The organism is Rhizobium sp. WYCCWR 11128 (assembly GCF_013416305.1).
GTDB lineage: Bacteria > Pseudomonadota > Alphaproteobacteria > Rhizobiales > Rhizobiaceae > Rhizobium > Rhizobium indicum.
The window spans coordinates 1-17,122 of sequence record NZ_JACCEZ010000003.1 but is presented as its reverse complement, the minus strand read 5'-3'; the positions used below and the strand labels follow the sequence as shown (position 1 = coordinate 17,122).

General features: G+C 61.7%; 18 protein-coding genes. 6 read left to right on the top strand and 12 right to left on the bottom strand.

The window, feature by feature from the left end; translation table 11 throughout:
• Positions 1–4: 4 nt before the first annotated feature.
• Positions 5–424 (top strand): GNAT family N-acetyltransferase, encoded by a 420-nt coding sequence (locus HX898_RS12470; RefSeq protein WP_180194786.1) that lies wholly within the window; start codon positions 5–7, stop codon positions 422–424.
• Positions 425–521: 97 nt separating this feature from the next.
• Here the strand turns inward: HX898_RS12470 and HX898_RS12465 are convergent, their stop codons facing one another.
• Entirely contained in the window at positions 522–1,523 is a 1,002-nt protein-coding gene (locus tag HX898_RS12465) for a DUF2125 domain-containing protein (protein WP_062941176.1), read from the bottom strand.
• Positions 1,524–1,574: 51 nt separating this feature from the next.
• On the opposite strand from HX898_RS12465, the gene HX898_RS12460 reads away from it, so the two are divergent.
• Positions 1,575–2,105: a gamma-glutamylcyclotransferase gene (locus tag HX898_RS12460; RefSeq protein WP_138331699.1), complete on the top strand. Its 531-nt coding sequence runs from the start codon at positions 1,575–1,577 to the stop codon at positions 2,103–2,105.
• Between the two features lie 2 nt (positions 2,106–2,107).
• Here HX898_RS12460 and HX898_RS12455 read toward each other — a convergent pair whose 3' ends face one another.
• From HX898_RS12455 to ftsE, 4 genes are all read right to left on the bottom strand, one after another.
• Entirely contained in the window at positions 2,108–2,905 is a 798-nt protein-coding gene (locus tag HX898_RS12455; protein WP_138331698.1) for a 1-acyl-sn-glycerol-3-phosphate acyltransferase, read from the bottom strand.
• 252 nt (positions 2,906–3,157) lie between these two features.
• A complete protein-coding gene (locus tag HX898_RS12450; protein ID WP_138331697.1) occupies positions 3,158–3,868 on the bottom strand; it encodes a YdcF family protein in 711 nt (236 codons plus the stop codon).
• Positions 3,869–3,941: 73 nt separating this feature from the next.
• A complete protein-coding gene (locus HX898_RS12445; protein ID WP_011653715.1) occupies positions 3,942–4,955 on the bottom strand; it encodes an ABC transporter permease in 1,014 nt (337 codons plus the stop codon).
• On the bottom strand, positions 4,948–5,607 hold the full coding sequence (ftsE, locus tag HX898_RS12440; protein ID WP_003543317.1) for a cell division ATP-binding protein FtsE: 660 nt from the start codon (positions 5,605–5,607) through the stop codon (positions 4,948–4,950). The genes HX898_RS12445 and ftsE overlap by 8 nt, the downstream gene beginning before the upstream one ends.
• 206 nt (positions 5,608–5,813) lie before the next feature.
• On the opposite strand from ftsE, the gene HX898_RS12435 reads away from it, so the two are divergent.
• The 3 genes from HX898_RS12435 to HX898_RS12425 all read left to right on the top strand — a co-directional run bounded on the left by HX898_RS12435 (position 5,814) and on the right by HX898_RS12425 (position 7,616).
• On the top strand, positions 5,814–6,470 hold the full coding sequence (locus HX898_RS12435; RefSeq protein WP_138389556.1) for a hypothetical protein: 657 nt from the start codon (positions 5,814–5,816) through the stop codon (positions 6,468–6,470).
• A gap of 127 nt (positions 6,471–6,597) precedes the next feature.
• Complete coding sequence (gene hpt / locus HX898_RS12430) at positions 6,598–7,140, top strand: hypoxanthine phosphoribosyltransferase (RefSeq protein WP_180194785.1); 543 nt, start codon at positions 6,598–6,600, stop codon at positions 7,138–7,140.
• A 116-nt stretch (positions 7,141–7,256) separates the two neighbouring features.
• A complete protein-coding gene (locus HX898_RS12425) occupies positions 7,257–7,616 on the top strand; it encodes a response regulator (RefSeq protein WP_003543311.1) in 360 nt (119 codons plus the stop codon).
• A gap of 145 nt (positions 7,617–7,761) precedes the next feature.
• Here the strand turns inward: HX898_RS12425 and HX898_RS12420 are convergent, their stop codons facing one another.
• The 4 genes from HX898_RS12420 to argH form a co-directional block, all read right to left on the bottom strand.
• A complete protein-coding gene (locus HX898_RS12420) occupies positions 7,762–10,413 on the bottom strand; it encodes a TIGR02302 family protein (protein WP_180194784.1) in 2,652 nt (883 codons plus the stop codon).
• Between the two features lie 402 nt (positions 10,414–10,815).
• A complete protein-coding gene (lysA, locus tag HX898_RS12415; RefSeq protein ID WP_138331694.1) occupies positions 10,816–12,084 on the bottom strand; it encodes a diaminopimelate decarboxylase in 1,269 nt (422 codons plus the stop codon).
• Positions 12,085–12,095: 11 nt separating this feature from the next.
• Positions 12,096–12,308: a lipoprotein gene (locus HX898_RS12410; RefSeq protein ID WP_180194783.1), complete on the bottom strand. Its 213-nt coding sequence runs from the start codon at positions 12,306–12,308 to the stop codon at positions 12,096–12,098.
• A gap of 134 nt (positions 12,309–12,442) precedes the next feature.
• Complete coding sequence (gene argH, locus HX898_RS12405; protein WP_180194782.1) at positions 12,443–13,846, bottom strand: argininosuccinate lyase; 1,404 nt, start codon at positions 13,844–13,846, stop codon at positions 12,443–12,445.
• Between the two features lie 40 nt (positions 13,847–13,886).
• Here argH and HX898_RS12400 point away from each other — a divergent pair, with 40 nt between their 5' ends.
• Positions 13,887–14,549, top strand: coding sequence for a TlpA disulfide reductase family protein (locus tag HX898_RS12400; RefSeq protein ID WP_180194781.1), 663 nt, complete (start codon positions 13,887–13,889; stop codon positions 14,547–14,549).
• Positions 14,550–14,589: 40 nt separating this feature from the next.
• Here HX898_RS12400 and HX898_RS12395 read toward each other — a convergent pair whose 3' ends face one another.
• The 3 genes from HX898_RS12395 to HX898_RS12385 form a co-directional block, all read right to left on the bottom strand.
• Positions 14,590–15,471: a 3-hydroxybutyryl-CoA dehydrogenase gene (locus HX898_RS12395; protein WP_012759170.1), complete on the bottom strand. Its 882-nt coding sequence runs from the start codon at positions 15,469–15,471 to the stop codon at positions 14,590–14,592.
• A 148-nt stretch (positions 15,472–15,619) separates the two neighbouring features.
• Positions 15,620–16,549: an electron transfer flavoprotein subunit alpha/FixB family protein gene (locus HX898_RS12390; protein ID WP_180194780.1), complete on the bottom strand. Its 930-nt coding sequence runs from the start codon at positions 16,547–16,549 to the stop codon at positions 15,620–15,622.
• 25 nt (positions 16,550–16,574) lie between these two features.
• Positions 16,575–17,122: electron transfer flavoprotein subunit beta/FixA family protein (locus HX898_RS12385; RefSeq protein WP_180194779.1), on the bottom strand; the 548-nt coding region annotated here is incomplete at its 5' end.

Here is a 17,122-nt window from a genome sequence, read left to right as displayed (position 1 = left end):
GGCGATGGTGGAGGTGGCACGTGCCGGCCGGGCGGATATCGACTGCCTGGCGCGCGAGGATGCTAGCGCCGGTGCGGCATGGGTATCGCGCTGCGTCGCGCTCGGCGAATATCTGGTTGCCAGGGAGGCCGATGAGATTGTCGGTTTCCTGCGCTTTTCCCGCTTCTGGGGCAGGGTTCCCTATATGGAAATGATCCGCGTCCTGCCCGGTCACCGCCGGTCGGGCGTCGGCACGGCGCTGTTTCTCGCCTGGGAAGACGCTATGCGCGGCGACGGCGCCCGCCTGCTGATGACGTCGAGCGAATGCGACGAAAGCCGGCCTCAGGACTGGCATCGCCGCAACGGATTTTCCGAAACCGGTGCGATCGAGCTGCCCGACCTGCAATCGGTGCCGGAAGTCTTCTTCATCAAGCGAATCGCCTGAAGCGCCTCGCGTCGAGCCGGAATCATGCGACGCGCTTCAGGCCTTTCCTATGCATCCCGTTATCCCAGAAACCTCTGGACACTTTTGGGGGGATGCATCAGATCGGCGGAATCCGGCCGAGCGGGATGAAACCGCTGACGGTGGCATTGCCGCGATCGACGACGAGATCGACAGAGACTTTGTCGCCGCCGCCGGCAAGCGCCTTCAAGAGCTTGGTCGCCGTATTGACGGTCGAGGCGATATCCGGAAAGGCCTGTTTCAGGCTGTCCCCCCAAGGACCGAGCTGTTCGATCTCCAGCTTGAATTTTCCCGAGAGCAAGCCCTGCTCATCGAAGGAGAAGGGGCCGGTGAGCGTCATCACCTTGCCGTCGCCGATGTCGGCGACGATGCGGCGCAGGTCGCCGGTGGCACCATTGAGGCCGTTCCGGTCACTGCCGTCGATCAGGCCGGCCTTGCCGGCGACGGTCAGATCGATGCTGGCAGACAATTTCGGGAAGATCTGCGGCCAGTCCTTGATCGCCGCGTTGGCGTCCTGCACGGAAATCGCACCGTCGAGATCGGCACCATTCTGGCGCAGATGGATTTCGGTGCGAGCGGCATCGAAGCTCATGGTCTGGCCGGTGTAGGAGGAGACGGCCATCGCCTTCAGACCTTCGATGACGGTCGAGCTGCGGTCGACGCCCTGCAGCCTGGTTGCAAGACTTGCCTGCAGGTCCGTCCATTGGGCCGAGATCGAAAGGCCGTTGCTGGTGCGGATTTCGGCCGGCGAATCGAGTTCCCAGACGATATTGCCGGGCGCATAGACCTGGGCTGCCGAACGCAGTGCGCCGAAGGTGGCGGAGACGCCGTTGACATTGTCGTCGACGTCAATCTTCGAGCAGAACAGACCGATACGGAAGGGATAGCCGCGGAATTCGATATCGGAGCATTCGCCGCTGACGCCTGCCTGATCGCGCGGCGCGATCGCTTTCAGCACTGTGTTCTTCAGCGCCGAGGCCGCATAGAACCAGCCGCCGGTATAAAGCGCAATCACCAGGAGGACGCCTCCACCCAGCAACCAGAATTTCTTACCGCTGCCGGATTGGCTTGACGCTGCCATGATGTTCTCCAATGGTGAATCGCAAATGTGATTCCCGGTCTGGCGTGCGATATGGACGAATTTTGGGTATTTGGCTACGGTTCGCTGATGTGGAATCCGGGCTTCGAGTTCATGGAGCGGGCAGAGGCCCTGGTCTACGGCTACAGGCGTTCGCTCTGCGTCCGCTCCTTTGTCCATCGTGGCTCCCGCGACAATCCGGGCCTGGTTCTCGGCCTCGACAGGGGTGGCGCCTGCCGCGGCATGGCTTTCCGCATTTCGCCGGAAAAATGGGATGAGGTGATCGATTATCTCCGCGCCCGCGAGCTGGTCACCAATGTCTACCTGGAGCGCCGGGTGCGGCTGCAGCTTGCCGGACGGCGCCGGGTGGAGGCGGTCGCCTACATCATCGACCGCGAGCATGAACAATATGCCGGCGCGCTCGATGCGCTGGCGGCGGCGCGCGTGGTGAACGAAGCAAAAGGCCAGTCTGGTCCGAATGACGCCTATGTCTTCAACACGCTGACGCATCTGAAGCAGATGGGCATTCGCGACCATTGGCTGGAGCAGGTCGTCAACGAAGTGGAGCGGCTACGCGCCGCCTGATCTCAGCCAGTTGCCGCGTTCAGCTTGCGCAACTCGACCAGCCTTTCGACCGCCGTCGGCGGGAGCGGCAGATGCGGATTTCGCTCGACGGTTTCGAGCAGGAGCTCGTCGCTTGCCCGCTCCGATACCTCGATCAGATGGGTAAAAAAGGCGTCCGGATCCATTCCCGGCATGATCGGCGGCAGGATCCTCACCTTGAAATGGCCGGGATAACGACGAATGCTCCGTCGCGGCCAGAAGAGGCCGGGATGCATGGCGACCGGCACGACGGGGAGGTTAAGATCGCGGTACATGCGGGCGATGCCGTATTTATAGAGCGGTTCTGCGCCCGGCGGGCGGCGGGTGCCCTCCGGATAGATGATGAGCTGGCGGCCGGTCGAAAGCTCTTCCTTCGTGCGTTTCAGCACTTCCACCATCACCTTGCCGCGGGCGCCGCGATCGACCGGGATCATGCGCTGTTTCTTCGCATACCAGCCGAAGAGCGGAATCCACATCAGTTCGCGCTTCAGGATATAAACCGGATCCTTCAGCCAGGGCAGCAGTGCGTAGGTATCCCAGAAGGACTGATGCTTCGGCGCCAGGATGTAACTGCCGTCAGGCAGGTTCTCCAGGCCCTCGATCTCGAAGGTGGTGCCGACGATCACCCGCATCAGCCAATGGTTGGAGCGCGCCCAGTTCTTCGGGATCGCATAGGCGATCTTGCGCGGCACCACGAAATAGTAGGGCGAGAGCACAATCATCCGGATGATGAGGTTGGCGTAGAAGATCGTGTTGAAGAGAACGGAACGCAGGGCGATCATGAAACTTTCCCGAGGCATGCTCACGCGACCGGCCTACACGATATTGCCCGCCATAAAAAGCGTTTGATGCTGCCTTGATGTAAAAGCCTGGAGCAATTCCAGCAAAAGTGCGCAGCGGTTTTGCGTCCGGAATTGCGCAAAAACAAGAAGATAGCGCGTGACCCCGAAAGTCGGAATCGATTTTCGCAAGGGATTATGCGCGACTTTCAAAGGGATGGACCGTCCTTGCGCGTCCTATCGAAGCGCGGCGCTCTATTCTTGGCCGGACGCACTTGCCGAGCGCAAGCCAGTGTGGCGGCCGAAGCCGGTGATGTTGCGGGCGCCAGTCAGCAGCACTTTCACATATTCGGCCAGCATGACGCGCATCGCATTCGGGTCGGTGAACCAGTTGCGGCTCTTCAAATCCGAGTTGACCACGGGATAAGCGATGAACTCGATGTCGGGATCGACATAGGAGAGCTCGGCGAGGCTTCGCGGCATGTGGTAGTTGTTGGTGACGATCAGAACGCTGCGGTATCCCTTGGCGTGGATCCAGTTCGAAGCTTCCTCGGCATTGCCGATCGTGTCGATCGCATCGTAGCCGATATCGACACAGCAGGAGAAGAGATCGGCCGAACCCTGCGTCATCTTGCGGATCTGTGCCGGTGTCGTCGTCGGGTGGGCGCCGGAAATGAGCAGGCGCTTGCCGGCACCCTTCTGCAGCAGCTCCACGGCCTGGTCGATGCGCTGGTAACCACCCGTCAATACCACAATGGCATCCGCTTTAGGCTCGGCCGGCGGCCTGAGTGTCGTCACCGAATCGGCAAAACGCAGAAAGCCGCCGAACACCAGGGCGATTACCAGCAGGCAGCCAAAGCCGCCCCAGCGCAGCAGGCGGCGGATCGGCCCACGCCGCGGCGGCAGACCCGCCGGGCGATCAAGCTCCGGGTCCTGATGAATCGGGTTGGGTGTCGTGTGTCCCATCGTCATGAATCGTGATTATACGCTGATTGCGGCGCGGAACAGACGCTTTCATGGCAAAACGGCACGGTCACGATCAACTTCCGATGCCGTCCGTGCGTGTCGGGTCCGAGCGTAGCGTATCGATTTCGTAGATCGTCCGCATGACGGTGAGCCGGGCGGTGAAGGTGGTGAGCAGCGCGATGACGATCATCGTTGCGAAGATGCCGGCATAACCGAGCACGCCGACGGAGAAGGTGCCAAAGAGCGCGGTCGCCTGGTCCGTTTCGGGGGTGGCGAGGGTGCGGCTTTGCCAGAAACCGGCGGTGGCGAAGAAGAGGGCGGCAAGCGCGCTGCCGATCGCCGAGCCCTTGAGGCTGATCTTCAGGAAATGCTTCTGGAATTCGGTGGCGACGAAGGAGCTTTCGGCGCCGACGAAATGCAGCACCTCGACGACGTGACGATTGCCCGACAACGCGCCGCGCGTGGCGAAGACGACAGTGAGCACCATCGCCGTGAAAACCAGGAGTAGGATGCCGGTGCCGATCATCACAGTCGTGTGCGCCATGGACACCAACCGGTCGACCCAGGTGCGGTGATCGTCAAGGGTGGCCTGCGGAATGCTTTCCTTCAGCAGCGCCCGCATCGAATCGAAATCCGGTGGATTGCTCTCGTCGATGGTGATGATGACGAGGCGGGGAACGGGCAGATCCTTGAGATCGAGACCAGGGCCGAGCCAGGGTTCGAGCAGGCGAGCGGTCGCCGCCTCATCGACGATCTGGCCACTCTTGGTGCCGACGAAGGTCAGCGCGAGATCGCGCGCCTGGGTCAGCGCCTTTTCCATGTCGAGATTGTCGTCCGGCTTGATCTGGATGGTAATCTCGCGCGAGATCTGGCTCTCCCAGCTGGCCGCCGTCGAGCGCACCATGCTGACGCCGCCGAGCGTCAGGCAGGCGAGAAAGGCCATGATTGATATCACCACCATCAAGGCGCTGCCCTGGATGTTGGAAGGCGGCAGGATCGGCGCGGTCGGACGCACGCGCAATTCTGGCCGCTTCTGCTGGGTCTTGGCAGACGCCTTCTCGGGGTTTCTGGACGGGGGCTCAGTCATAAATATCGAGATGCCCCTCTGAGAGGATCATGCGGCGGGCTTCCACCTGCTCCATCAGCGCCAGGTCATGCGTGGCGATCACGACTGCCGTGCCGAGGCGGTTCAGCTCGAGGAAAAGGTTGAGTAGGCGCTTTGCCATCGGCGGGTCGACATTGCCTGTGGGTTCGTCGGCCAGCAGCACTTCCGGCCGATCCATCAACGCCCGGGCGATTGCGGCGCGCTGCTTCTCGCCGCCGGAGAGTACGGGCGGCAGCACGTTGATGCGTTCGCCGAGGCCGACCCATTTCAAAAGTTCCAGGACGTCGGTCTTGTAGGAGCTCTCATCCTTGCCGCGCACCCGTAAGGGCAAAGCGACATTCTCATAGGTGGTGAGATGGTCGAGGAGGCGGAAATCCTGGAAGACGATGCCGACGCGGCGGCGCAGAAGCGGCAGTTCGGGGCGGGGGATTTCGGAAATGTCGCGCCCGAACATGCGGATCAAGCCGCGCGTCGGCTGCAGCGACATGAAAAGCATCCGCAGCAACGACGTCTTGCCGGCGCCCGATGGACCAGTCAGGAACTGAAAGGATTTCTTCGGAATGTCAAAGGTCAGGTCCCGGAGGATTTCCGGGCCCATGCCATAACGCAAACCGACATTCTCGAAGTGGATCAACGGGCAGCTCAGTCTGTTGTGGGTTTCACCGCACGACTTGTTAACCAACACCGTTAACAGCCGGTAAATTTTGCTGGAAAGACGCCCGTTTGATGGCGATCTTTGCGAAGCATTAACCATTAAAATTTACGACTGAGCAGGATTCGTTTCAATGCCAAGATTTCCCCTGGCAGCGAAACCATGTGGACATCTGCGAGGCAGCCACCATGGAAGCATCCTCCTTCAGTCGCCGGACGGGCCAGGCCTATGATTTCCTGCCGCCGGAACCCACCAACCGTCGGTACCGCTCGGCGCGTCCTGCCGATATCTCCGACGCCGAATTCGTCACCCTCGGCAAAGTTCGGCCCAGGGAATTCAATGCAAGGACCTATAACGACAACCGCAAGCGTATGGCTGCCGCAAACGCCGCACCGCCGCCGTTCATGCCGGCAATGGCTGCTTCCGTTCTGCAGACCGTGGAATCCTGGCTGCAGCGCGCGTCGATGCGGAGCTTCGCAGCGCTGGTGCTGGCGCTCGTCGTGCTCGTCTTCGGGCTTGCGGGTGGTTTTTCCGGCCTTTCCGGGGAGCGAGCCACTTCCGGCGCATCGCTGCATTTCACCCATGTCACGGTGACGCCGCGTGATGCGAACGGCATGCGCGTGCTCGTCATCAACGGCATCATCGAAAACGAGAGCGGCACGACGCAGACGGTGCATCCGATCCGTGCCGATCTCGTGACCGACGAACGGTTGACCGCAAGCATCGTCATCAACCCGCCAGCCGATGTGATCTATGGCGGCCAGAGCCGGGGCTTCTCGGCGCGCGTCCAGCATGCCGGCGGAAAAATGCCGGAGGTCCGGCTTTCCTTCCTGCCGCAGACGTAACAGGACATGGATTGCCGATTTTCGCGTCGCAGGTCGCGCCAATCGCGTTAATTTCATAGCCGGCGAGGCTGTTTCAGGCTCGCATATGTGCTAACGGCTTACCCTTCTTTTCATGGAGCAAGCCCTTATGCCTGTCGTGCGCGGAAAAAACATCGAGCCGCTCTTCACCGCCGAGCAGATCGCCGAGCGCAATCATTCGATGGCGCGGGAGATCGCCAATGGCCCGACCAGGGACTTGCTGGTCATTGCCGTGCTCAAGGGCTCCTTCATCTTCGCCGCCGACCTGATCCGCGCCCTGCATGACAGCGGGCTTGCCCCGGAGGTCGAGTTCATCACCCTGTCGAGTTACGGCATCGGCACGGTTTCTCAGGGCGTGCGCATCGTCAAGGATATCGACAGCGACGTGCATGGCCGTGACGTCCTGCTGATCGACGATATCCTCGAATCCGGCCGGACGCTGCTCTTTGCCAAGGAGCTGCTGTTCGAACGTGGCGCGCGCAACGTCACGATCGCCGTGCTGCTCGACAAGCGCGTCAAGCGCAAGGAAAAGCTGGAGGCTGATTATGTCGGCTTCGAATGCCCCGACTATTTTGTCGTCGGCTACGGCATGGATGTCGCCTACGCCTTTCGCGAACTGCCCTTCGTCGGCGTGGTTACCGGGGACGCCTGAGCTGTTGCCTTCAAGACGGGTTGTTAACCATCTCGTCCATCGCTTCCTCATCTTTACCGATCGAAAAGGAAAGTCTGGTGATTTCCGTCGCGGGGCTGATACGGAGCGATGCACATATGGCAAGAATTCTGATTACGGAAGACGAGGACTCCCTGCGGTCCTTCGTGGCCCGGGCCCTGCGGCTTGATGGCCACGAGACCGATGAGGCGGCCGATGGGGCCGAGGGCTTGGAGAAGCTCAAGGACGGGGTCTACGATCTGCTGCTTTCAGATATCCGCATGCCCGTGATGGACGGCATTGAACTCGCCCATCAGGCAAAAGACGCTTTTCCGGGTTTGAAGATCCTGCTGATGACCGGTTATGCCGAACAGCGCGAACGGGCCGACGATCTTGCCGAAAAGATCATCGATGTCGTTGCCAAGCCGTTCGCGCTTCCCGATATCCGCAAGGCTGTTGCCCGGGCGCTCGTCGCCTAGGGCGTAATGCCGAAAGGTGTGAGCGGTCGTCGGACGAGATGGTGCTCACCTTCCTCGATTGAGATCCGGATTTAGATTTTAGGCCGCTCCGGCCTAAAATCATTCTGTTAGAGCGACTGCGATCCATTGTGCGGTGGCGTAGGACCTACTGGATGTCCAACAGCCGCTCGAGATAGCGCCGTTCCATTTCCTGCGGTGGATTGTTGCCGAGTTTTTCGCGGATCGCGTCAAGGATTTCTCGCGCCCGCTGAACGTCGATTTCGTCAGGCACCTTCACGTTGTCGCCGAATTCAGGTCCCTGGGTCCGGCGTGGCCGGCCGAGCGGGTCGCGGCCGTTCTGGTCGCCCTGGCCAACCTGGCCGTTCGGACCTTGACCTTGCTGGCCCTGCTGCGCCTGCATCATCTGGTTCATCATGTCGCGGGCGCCCTGGCGAAGTGCTTCGAGCGCGCGGCCCTGGCCCTCGACGGCCGGCTGGCCGCGGCCCTGGCCGAGTTCACGGCCGGCGCCTTCCATCTCGCGCTGCGCCTGGCCGAAGCCCGGGCCGGGCTTCATGCCCATCTCGCCGAGGCTCTTCTGCAATTCGCCGAGCTGCTTGCCGAGCGCATCCTGCTGGGCGCGCAGCTGTTTCAGCGCCTCCCGCAGCTGCTCGGCCGTCATCTGGTCGGAGGGCTGCTGGCCTTCCTTGCCTTGCTGGCCCTGCTGCTGGTCCTGTGGCTCGCCGTTCTCTCCGGGATTCATCTCGTCGAGCAGCGGATCGTTTTCGCCCATGTCAGTCTCGCCGCGCTGCATGCGGTCCCTGAGCTGCTGGTCGAGCCGGAAGGTCTGTTCCATCAGCTTCTGCTGGTCGCGCAGGATCTCGCCGAGCTTGTCGATCTGTTTGCGGGCTTCGCTGTTTTCCTGGCCCTGCTGACCGCGCTGCGGGCGGCCCGCCTGCAGGTTGTTCATCATCCGCTGCAATTCCGACAGCATCTGCTGGGCCGCGTCACGATTGCCGGAGCGGGCGAGATTCTCGATCTGGTCCATCATCCGTTCCAGATCCTGCTGGCGCAGGATATTCTGCGCATTCTGGTTCGGTTGCATCGGCGCGTTCTGCATGCGCTCTGCAAGCTCGGTCATATAGTCCTGCATCGCCTTGCGCAGCTCGTCCATCAGCTTCTTGATCTCCGCGTCGGGAGCGTTGCGGTCCAGCGCGTCGGCAAGCTTCTGCTGGGCTTCGCGCAGCTTGCGCTCGGCCAGCGAGAGATCGCCGTCCTCCATGCCGAGGGCAATCTCCCAGAGATATTGGGCCGTATCCTTCAGCGCATCCTCACCCTTTGCGAGCTTCATGCGAGCCAAGGCGGATTCGAGCAGCAGATAGTTGGTGAGCTTGGGGATCGTCTCCTCGGGGCGGATGGTCAGCGCCTCGTTCAGGGCGATCGCCTGCGGCATCTTGCGCGTATCGAGCGCGAAAACCTGCCGCTCCTCGGCGACGGCCGCGGCAAGCGGCTCGTTGAAGGGCCGCGACGGCAGCACCATCTCATGCGGTGGGCTGCGGCCGGTCTGGCCGGCGGCATCCTTGGCGACGAGGGTGATGCGCACGCGCTTGCCGGCAAGCGGATGTTCGGTCAGGTTCCGGCTGGTCACACCCTTGGCGTCGCGGGCGTTGCGGCGGGGGACATCCAGCCGGTACTCCGGCAGCGGATAGAGCGGCGTTGCCGTCGGGTCTGTTTCGACGGGAACGATCTCCGCATGCGCTTCCTGGATGCCGTAATCGTCCTTGACGGTGAAACCGATTTCGAGCGCGCCGTTGACGCTGGGCTTCGGCAGGCCGTCAAAGGCAATCTCAGGCGCCTTGTCGGGGAGCACGTCGAAGCTCCAGCGCCGGCCATTGACCTCGAGTGCACCGTTCTCCTGAAGCTTCATCATATGCGTCTGCGCAACGAGAGCCTGGCTGGCTGGTGCCGCCGTCGGCTGCTCGCTGGCTGATGCCGCGGTCTGCTGCGGCTTGGTATCGGCCTGCACGGCGATATCCTGTGCCTCGCCGTTCGCCTTGCGGAACACGACTTTTTCCGCCGTCTTTCCGCCGCTGACGCGGACAGTGAGGCCTGAAAACTGCGGAATGCCGATCGGCGCCTGCTCGCTGCCGTCAGCCGTCAGATAGATCGGGGCGCGGCCGGTATAGGAAGGCGGCGTCACCCAGGCGTCGATGCGCACTGCCGGATCGCTGACCACCTGCTCGGGTGCTGCCTGCAACGCGTCGCGGATCGAGCCGCCGTTGATCGACAGCGAATAACCGAAGGCAGTGACGAGCAGCAGCGCCGGGACGGCGCGCAACGCGAAACGGTCATGCGCGGCAATATCAGGCCGCGGCAGTCCGGCATCAAGCGCTGCGATCTTTTCGGCCATGCGCGTCTGGTGCTCGCGCCAGAGCGCCCGGCCGAAGGGCGTATCGAAGGCCGGCTCGTCTTCCTGGACGGTGACCGGCTGGTGCGGCAGGCCGTTGCGCTCTTCCAGCATGCGGTCGGCTTCTGCAACCCTCGGCCAGCGCAGGGTGCGGAAGGGGAGGAGCGAGACGAGAAAAGCGCCAGCAAAGGCAATCAGCAGCAAGATGCGCAGCCAGTCCGGCACGCTGCGGAAGAGGCCGAACCAGGAGGCAGAGAGATAAAAGGCGATGACGGACAGTACCGGCATCAAAGGCGGCAGCAGTTGCTCGAAAAAGAGCACGATTCGCGCCAGCAGTCGTTTCGTCGTCACCAGCCGGGCAAGCGAGGGACGATAGGCAAATGCGCCTTTCTTCTGCCGCGAGGGGCTTGTCATCGGTCCGGTCTCCGCGATCTGGCGTTCTGGAACAGAGGGCGCTTCCGGCGATTGCAGGGCAATACGCTCATGAACGAAAGGATAACACTCTTTGTGGCGAAGGCGAGGGCGAGCGGCCGGCAATACCGGCTTTTCACGTTTATTCGCCAAAAAGTGATGGCGACTTAAAGCGCGTCGCGATCTTTCAGATTGCTTCGCGCGCTTTAAATCTTCGTTTTACGCATGTGGTAGTCGCAAAATCGCTGCCCACTTTTGCGCGAAAATCGATCCCGATTTTCGGGCCGATGCGCTAGAACAGGATGATTTTAGGCCGGGTCGGCCTAAAATCTGAATCCTGTTCTACATTCTATAGTGAGAGCATGATGTCGTCCGAAAACCGCTCACACTTTTCGGCATCATGCACTAGTCGAGCCAGGCCGGAACGGAGTCGAGGCTGATCAGTTCGGCATAGGTTCTGCGCGGTCGAATCGTGTGGAAATCGCTGCCCCTGACCAGAACTTCGGGCACCAGCAGGCGGCTGTTATAGGTGCCGGCCTGGACCGCGCCATAGGCGCCGGCGCTGCTGACGGCCACCAGGTCGCCGGGCTTCGGCATCGCCATCTCGCGGTCGAGCGCCAGATAGTCGCCAGTCTCGCAGACGGGGCCGACAACATCGGCGCGGATGCGGGGGGCGTTGGCCGCCGAAATCGTTACCGGCCGGATCTCGTGATAGGCCTCGTAGAGCGTCGGGCGGATGAGATCGTTCATCGCGCCGTCGACGATGACGAAGGTTTTTTCGCCGCCATCCTTCACATACAATACTTCGGTCACGAGGATGCCGGCATTGCCGACGATCAGGCGTCCGGGTTCGGTGATGATCTTGCAGTTTAGACCGCGCAGCTGGTTCTTGACGATTGCCGCATAGGCGTCCGGCAGCGGCGGCGGATTGTTGTCGTCCTTGTAGGGGATGCCGAGGCCGCCGCCGATATCGACGTGATGGATGGTGTGGCCGTCGGCGCGCAGCGTCGCGACAAGGTCGTGCAGTAGCTTGAAGGCGTCGTCGAAGGGCTGCAATTCGGTGATCTGGCTGCCGATATGCATGTCGATGCCGGTGACCTCGATGCCCGGCAGCTTGGCGGCATGGGCATAGATGGCGCGGGCGCGCTCCCAGGAGATGCCGAACTTGTTTTCCTTCTTGCCGGTCGAGATCTTGGAATGCGTCTTTGCATCGACATCAGGGTTGATGCGGAAGGAGACCGGCGCTTTCTTGCCCGCGCTGACGGCGCGCTGATTGAGGATCTCGAGTTCAGGCTCGGATTCGACGTTGAAACAGTAAATGCCGGCTTCGAGAGCGAAATCCATCTCGGATGGGGTCTTGCCGACACCTGAGAACATGATGCGATTTGCCGGGATGTCGGCGGCAAGCGCGCGGCGCAGCTCTCCCTCCGAGACGACGTCGATGCCGGCGCCGAGGCGGCCCAGCGTCTTCAGCACCGCCTGGTTCGAATTCGCCTTCATCGCATAGCAGACCATGGAGTCCATGTCGGCGAAGGCTTCCGAAAAGACGCGGTAATGGCGCTCCAGCGTCGCGGTGGAGTAGACGTAGAAAGGGGTGCCGACCGCCTTGGCGATCTCGGGAACGGGGACGTTCTCCGCATGAAGGACGCCGTCGCGGTACTCGAAATGGTTCACGGGTTTATGCCTTAAAGAAGGGGATCGAGAAGGAAGGGCCTGTCGACGGTTCCCGGCCGTTTCGTCGGCTTGGAAACGTCGCCTTCCTTGGTTGCCGCAGCGCTCGGCGGATCGAGGTCGCCCTTGCGCCCGCATCCGGCAACGGCAAGGCCGATGACGGCGAGAACCGCCGTCAGGCGGACGAGGTGCGGCAAGCTCTTCATGAATATCCTCTTCTGCGGCATGTGATGGCATCATTCATATCGAATAATGGACATCTTCATAGCGAAGTTTATCCGCCTTGTGCACCCTGATTGTTGGCGGTCTTTGCGCGCTCCGCAGGAAGGGCGCGGCGGCTTTTCGCCACGCTTGGTATCTCTTAGTTGCGGGCGCGCCAGAAGGCGATCTGCCTGCGCACTTCGGACGGCGCGGTGCCGCCGAAGCTCTTGCGACTGGCGACCGAGGCCTCGACGGTCAGCACGTCGTAGACCTTGTCGGTGATGTCGGGATGGATCGCCTGCAGATCGGAGAGCGGCAGCTCGGCAAGGTCGCAGCCTTTGCTTTCGGCGAGTGCGACGGCGCGGCCAGTGACGTGATGGGCGTCGCGGAAGGGAAGGCCCGCTTCACGCACCAGCCAGTCGGCAAGATCGGTCGCCGTCGAATAGCCGGAGCCGGCCGCCGCCTTCATGCGCGCGGTATTGACGGTCATATCGCGCACCATGCCGGTCATGGCGGCAATTGCCAGTTCCAGACTCTCGGCGGCGTCGAAGACCTGTTCCTTGTCTTCCTGCATGTCCTTGGAATAGGCGAGCGGCAGGCCCTTCATGATCGTCAGCAGCGCCACCAGCGAGCCGTTGATGCGGCCGGTCTTGGCGCGCACCAGTTCGGCCGCATCCGGGTTCTTCTTCTGCGGCATGATCGACGAGCCGGTCGAGAAGGCGTCGGAGAGACGCACGAAACCGAATTGCGGGGTCGACCATATGACGATCTCTTCCGCCAGACGCGATAGATGCATTCCCGCAATCGCCGCGATCGACAGGAATTCGATGGCGAAATCGCGGTCGGAGACCGTATCGATGGAGTTGCGGGTCGGCTCGCGGAAACCGAGCGCCTTGGCCGTCATGTGGCGGTCGATCGGATAGCCGGTGCCGGCAAGTGCGGCGGCACCGATCGGGCTTTCATCCAGATGCTCGATGGCGTGGCGCACACGCGAGCGATCGCGGCCGAACATTTCGACATAGGCCATGCAGTGATGGCCGAAGGTAACGGGCTGGGCTGCCTGCAGATGGGTGAAGCCCGGCATGACGCTTTCGGCATGTTCTTCGGCGCGGTCGAGGAAAGCCGCGATCAGGCCGGTCAGCATCTGCTCGGTCTTCTGCAGCTCTTCCTTCACCCAGAGACGGAAGTCGAGCGCCACCTGATCATTGCGCGACCGGGCGGTGTGCAACCGGCCGGCCGCCGGTCCGATCAATGTCGCCAGGCGTGCTTCGACATTCATATGGATGTCTTCGAGCTGACGCGAGAATTCGAAATTGCCGCTTTCGATCTCTGACAGGATCGTGTTTAGCCCGTGAACGATCTTGACCTTATCTTCGGCGGAAATGATCCCCTGATGGGCGAGCATTGTCGCATGGGCAATCGAACCGCGGATATCCTGCGCGAATAGCTTCTTGTCGAAACCGATCGAGGCATTTATCTCCTCCATGATCGCGTCCGGGCCGGAGGCGAAGCGACCGCCCCACATCTGGTTGGAGGATTTGGTGTCCGTGGTGTCGTCGGCCATGAAGGTGTCCGCCTTGAGGATGCATGTCCAGGAGAATGAAATGACGACAAGAAAACCCCTCGGGCTGCCATCCCTGAAATGGATCGCGATGGCCGCCGTTGCGGGTGTCGTTGCCGGTGCGGCAGCGGTATACGTGAAGGAGACGGGGATTGGCAATGGCGGCGGCGAAACGGCGTCAGCCGAATGCAAGCTTGCGAGGGATCGCGTCGCCAGCGTCACACCACTGATGAAGGGACAGGTGGCCGCCATGGTCGCCGCCTATGAGCCGCGCAAACTGACCGCAGTCTCCTTCAACGGACCGGACGGCAAGCCGCTGACGCTCGATCATTTCGCCGGCAAGACCGTGCTTCTCAATCTCTGGGCGACATGGTGCGTTCCCTGCCGCGAGGAGATGCCGGCGCTGAACGCGCTCGAGAAGGAGATGGGCAGCGACAGGTTCCAGGTGGTGCCGGTCAACATCGATACCGGCGACGACGAGAAGCCGAAGACCTTCCTCACCGAGATCGGCGTCGATGCGCTGCAGCTCTATCGCGACAATACGATTTCGGTGTTCAACAATCTGAAGAAAGAGGGCCTCGCCATGGGGCTGCCGGTGACGCTGTTGATCGATGACAAGGGATGCCTGATTTCAGCAATGAACGGGCCGGCTGCCTGGGACAGCGAGGATGCCAAGGCGCTGATCAAGGGCGCGATCGGGTCGTAGCGCCGCGGGCGCTGATGAGGATGCTTCGAGCAGCAGAAGTTTATCGCGTCGGGACCGGCACTTCACCGCGATAGTCATAGAAGCCGCGGCCGGACTTTCGTCCGAGCCAGCCGGCTTCGACATATTTCACCAGCAGCGGGCAGGGACGATATTTCGAGTCCGCCAGGCCGTCATGCAGCACCTGCATGATCGAGAGGCAGGTGTCGAGGCCGATGAAATCGGCAAGCTGCAGCGGTCCCATCGGATGGTTGGCGCCGAGCTTCATCGCCGTATCGATGGCGTCGACCGTGCCGACGCCCTCATAGAGCGTGTAGATCGCTTCGTTGATCATCGGCAGCAGGATGCGGTTGACGATGAAGGCCGGGAAATCCTCGGCGACGGTGATGGTCTTTTCCAGCGTGCCGACGAATTGCTTGGCGGCGGAAAAGGTCTTCTCGTCGGTGGCGATGCCGCGCACCAGTTCAACCAGCTTCATCACCGGCACCGGGTTCATGAAATGTATGCCCATGAAGCGCTCGGGGCGGTCGGTGGCGGCAGCAAGCCGGGTGATGGACAGGGAAGAGGTGTTGGTGGCAAGCAGTGCTTCCGGCTTCAGGACCGGACAGACCTGCGTATAGATCTTGCGCTTGACCGTTTCATCCTCGGTGGCGGCCTCGATGACGAGATCGGAGGGGGCGAGATCATTGACATCGGACGAGCCTGTGATGAGCGACAAGGTCGACTTGCGCTCCTCTTCGGTCATCTTGCCGTTCGTCACCAGCCGGGCCAGGTTGCCGTTGATGGTGGCAAGACCGGATTCGATGCGGTCCTGCGAGAGATCGTAAATGTGAACCCTGTAACCTGCGGCGGCCGAAACATGCGCGATGCCGCAGCCCATCTGGCCGGCACCGATAATACCAATATTCTTCAACACCGCATTCATCTCCAAACCCCCGCACGGCATTCGCCCCCGCGCCGCCGCATTTTTCTAGCAATGCTGCCGGACGAAGGATCGCCCGGCAGCAGTAGTAGCCCGATAAAAGATAATTTTCCAGTCATTCGCAAGTGCGAAAGAAAAGCATTTGACGCGGTCAGAGCGCCTTTTCCAATTCCGGCAGGGCGTCGAAGAGATCGGCGACCAATCCGTAGTCGGCGACCTGGAAGATCGGCGCCTCCTCGTCCTTGTTGATGGCGACGATGACCTTCGAATCCTTCATGCCGGCCAGATGCTGGATGGCGCCTGAAATGCCGCAGGCAATGTAGAGCTGCGGCGCCACCACCTTGCCGGTCTGGCCGACCTGCCAGTCGTTCGGGGCATAGCCGGCATCGACGGCGGCTCTGGATGCGCCGACGGCAGCACCGAGCTTATCGGCAAGCGGCAGGATAACTTCCTTGAACTTCTCCGCCGAGCCGAGTGCGCGGCCGCCGGAGATGATGATCTTCGCTGACGTCAGTTCCGGCCGGTCGGAGGCCGACAGCGCGTCCCTGACGAAGGTCGAAAGCCCCGGATCGGAAACCGCCGGGATTGCCTCGATCGTTGCCGAACCACCTTCCGGTGCAGAGGCGAAGGAAGCGGTGCGCACGGTGATCACCTTCTTGGCATCGCTCGCCTGCACCGTCTGGATGGCATTGCCGGCATAGATCGGCCGCTTGAAGGTATCGGACGAGATCACCTCGATGATCTCGGAGACCTGGGCGACATCGAGAAGAGCGGCGACGCGCGGCAGCACGTTCTTGCCGACCGAGGTGGCAGCCGAGACAATGGTATCGTAGCTACCCGCCAGCGAAACGATCAGGTCGGCCAGCGGTTCGGCCAGATTGTTGGCGAGTTCGTCGCTTTCGGCCAGCAGCACCTTGGAGACGCCGGCAAGCTTGGCCGCCTGTTCGGCAGCAGCCTTGGCAGCCTTGCCGGCGACGAGCACATGCACGTCGCCGCCGATCTTGGTGGCTGCCGTCAGCGTCTTGGCGGTCTGATCAGACAGGCTGGCATTGTCGTGGTCAGCCAGAAGAAGAATGGTCATGATGATGGCTCCTGTTCCCAGCTGATTACAGCACGCCGGCTTCGTTTTTGAGCTTGTCGATCAATTCGGCGACCGACTTGACCTTGACGCCGGCCTTGCGGCCCGACGGCTCCTCGGTCTTCAGCACTTTCAGGCGTGGCGTGGTCGAGACACCGAAATCATCAGGGCTCTTCTTGTCGAGCGGCTTCTTCTTCGCCTTCATGATATTCGGCAGCGAGGCATAACGCGGTTCGTTCAAGCGCAGATCGGTGGTCACAACAGCCGGCAGCTTGATCTCGATCGTCTGCAGGCCGCCATCGACTTCGCGGGTCACCTGAGCCTTGCCATCCCCGATCTCGATCTTCGAGGCGAAGGTCGCTTGGGCAGTTCCGAGCAGTGCTGCCAGCATCTGGCCGGTCTGGTTCGAATCGTCGTCGATTGCCTGTTTGCCGACGATGATCAGCCCGGGCTGTTCGGCATCGGCGACAGCCTTCAAGATCTTGGCGACGGTGAGCGGCTCGATCTGATCGTCGGTCTCGACCAGGATCGCCCGGTCGGCACCCATGGCAAGGGCCGTCCGCAGCGTCTCTTCGG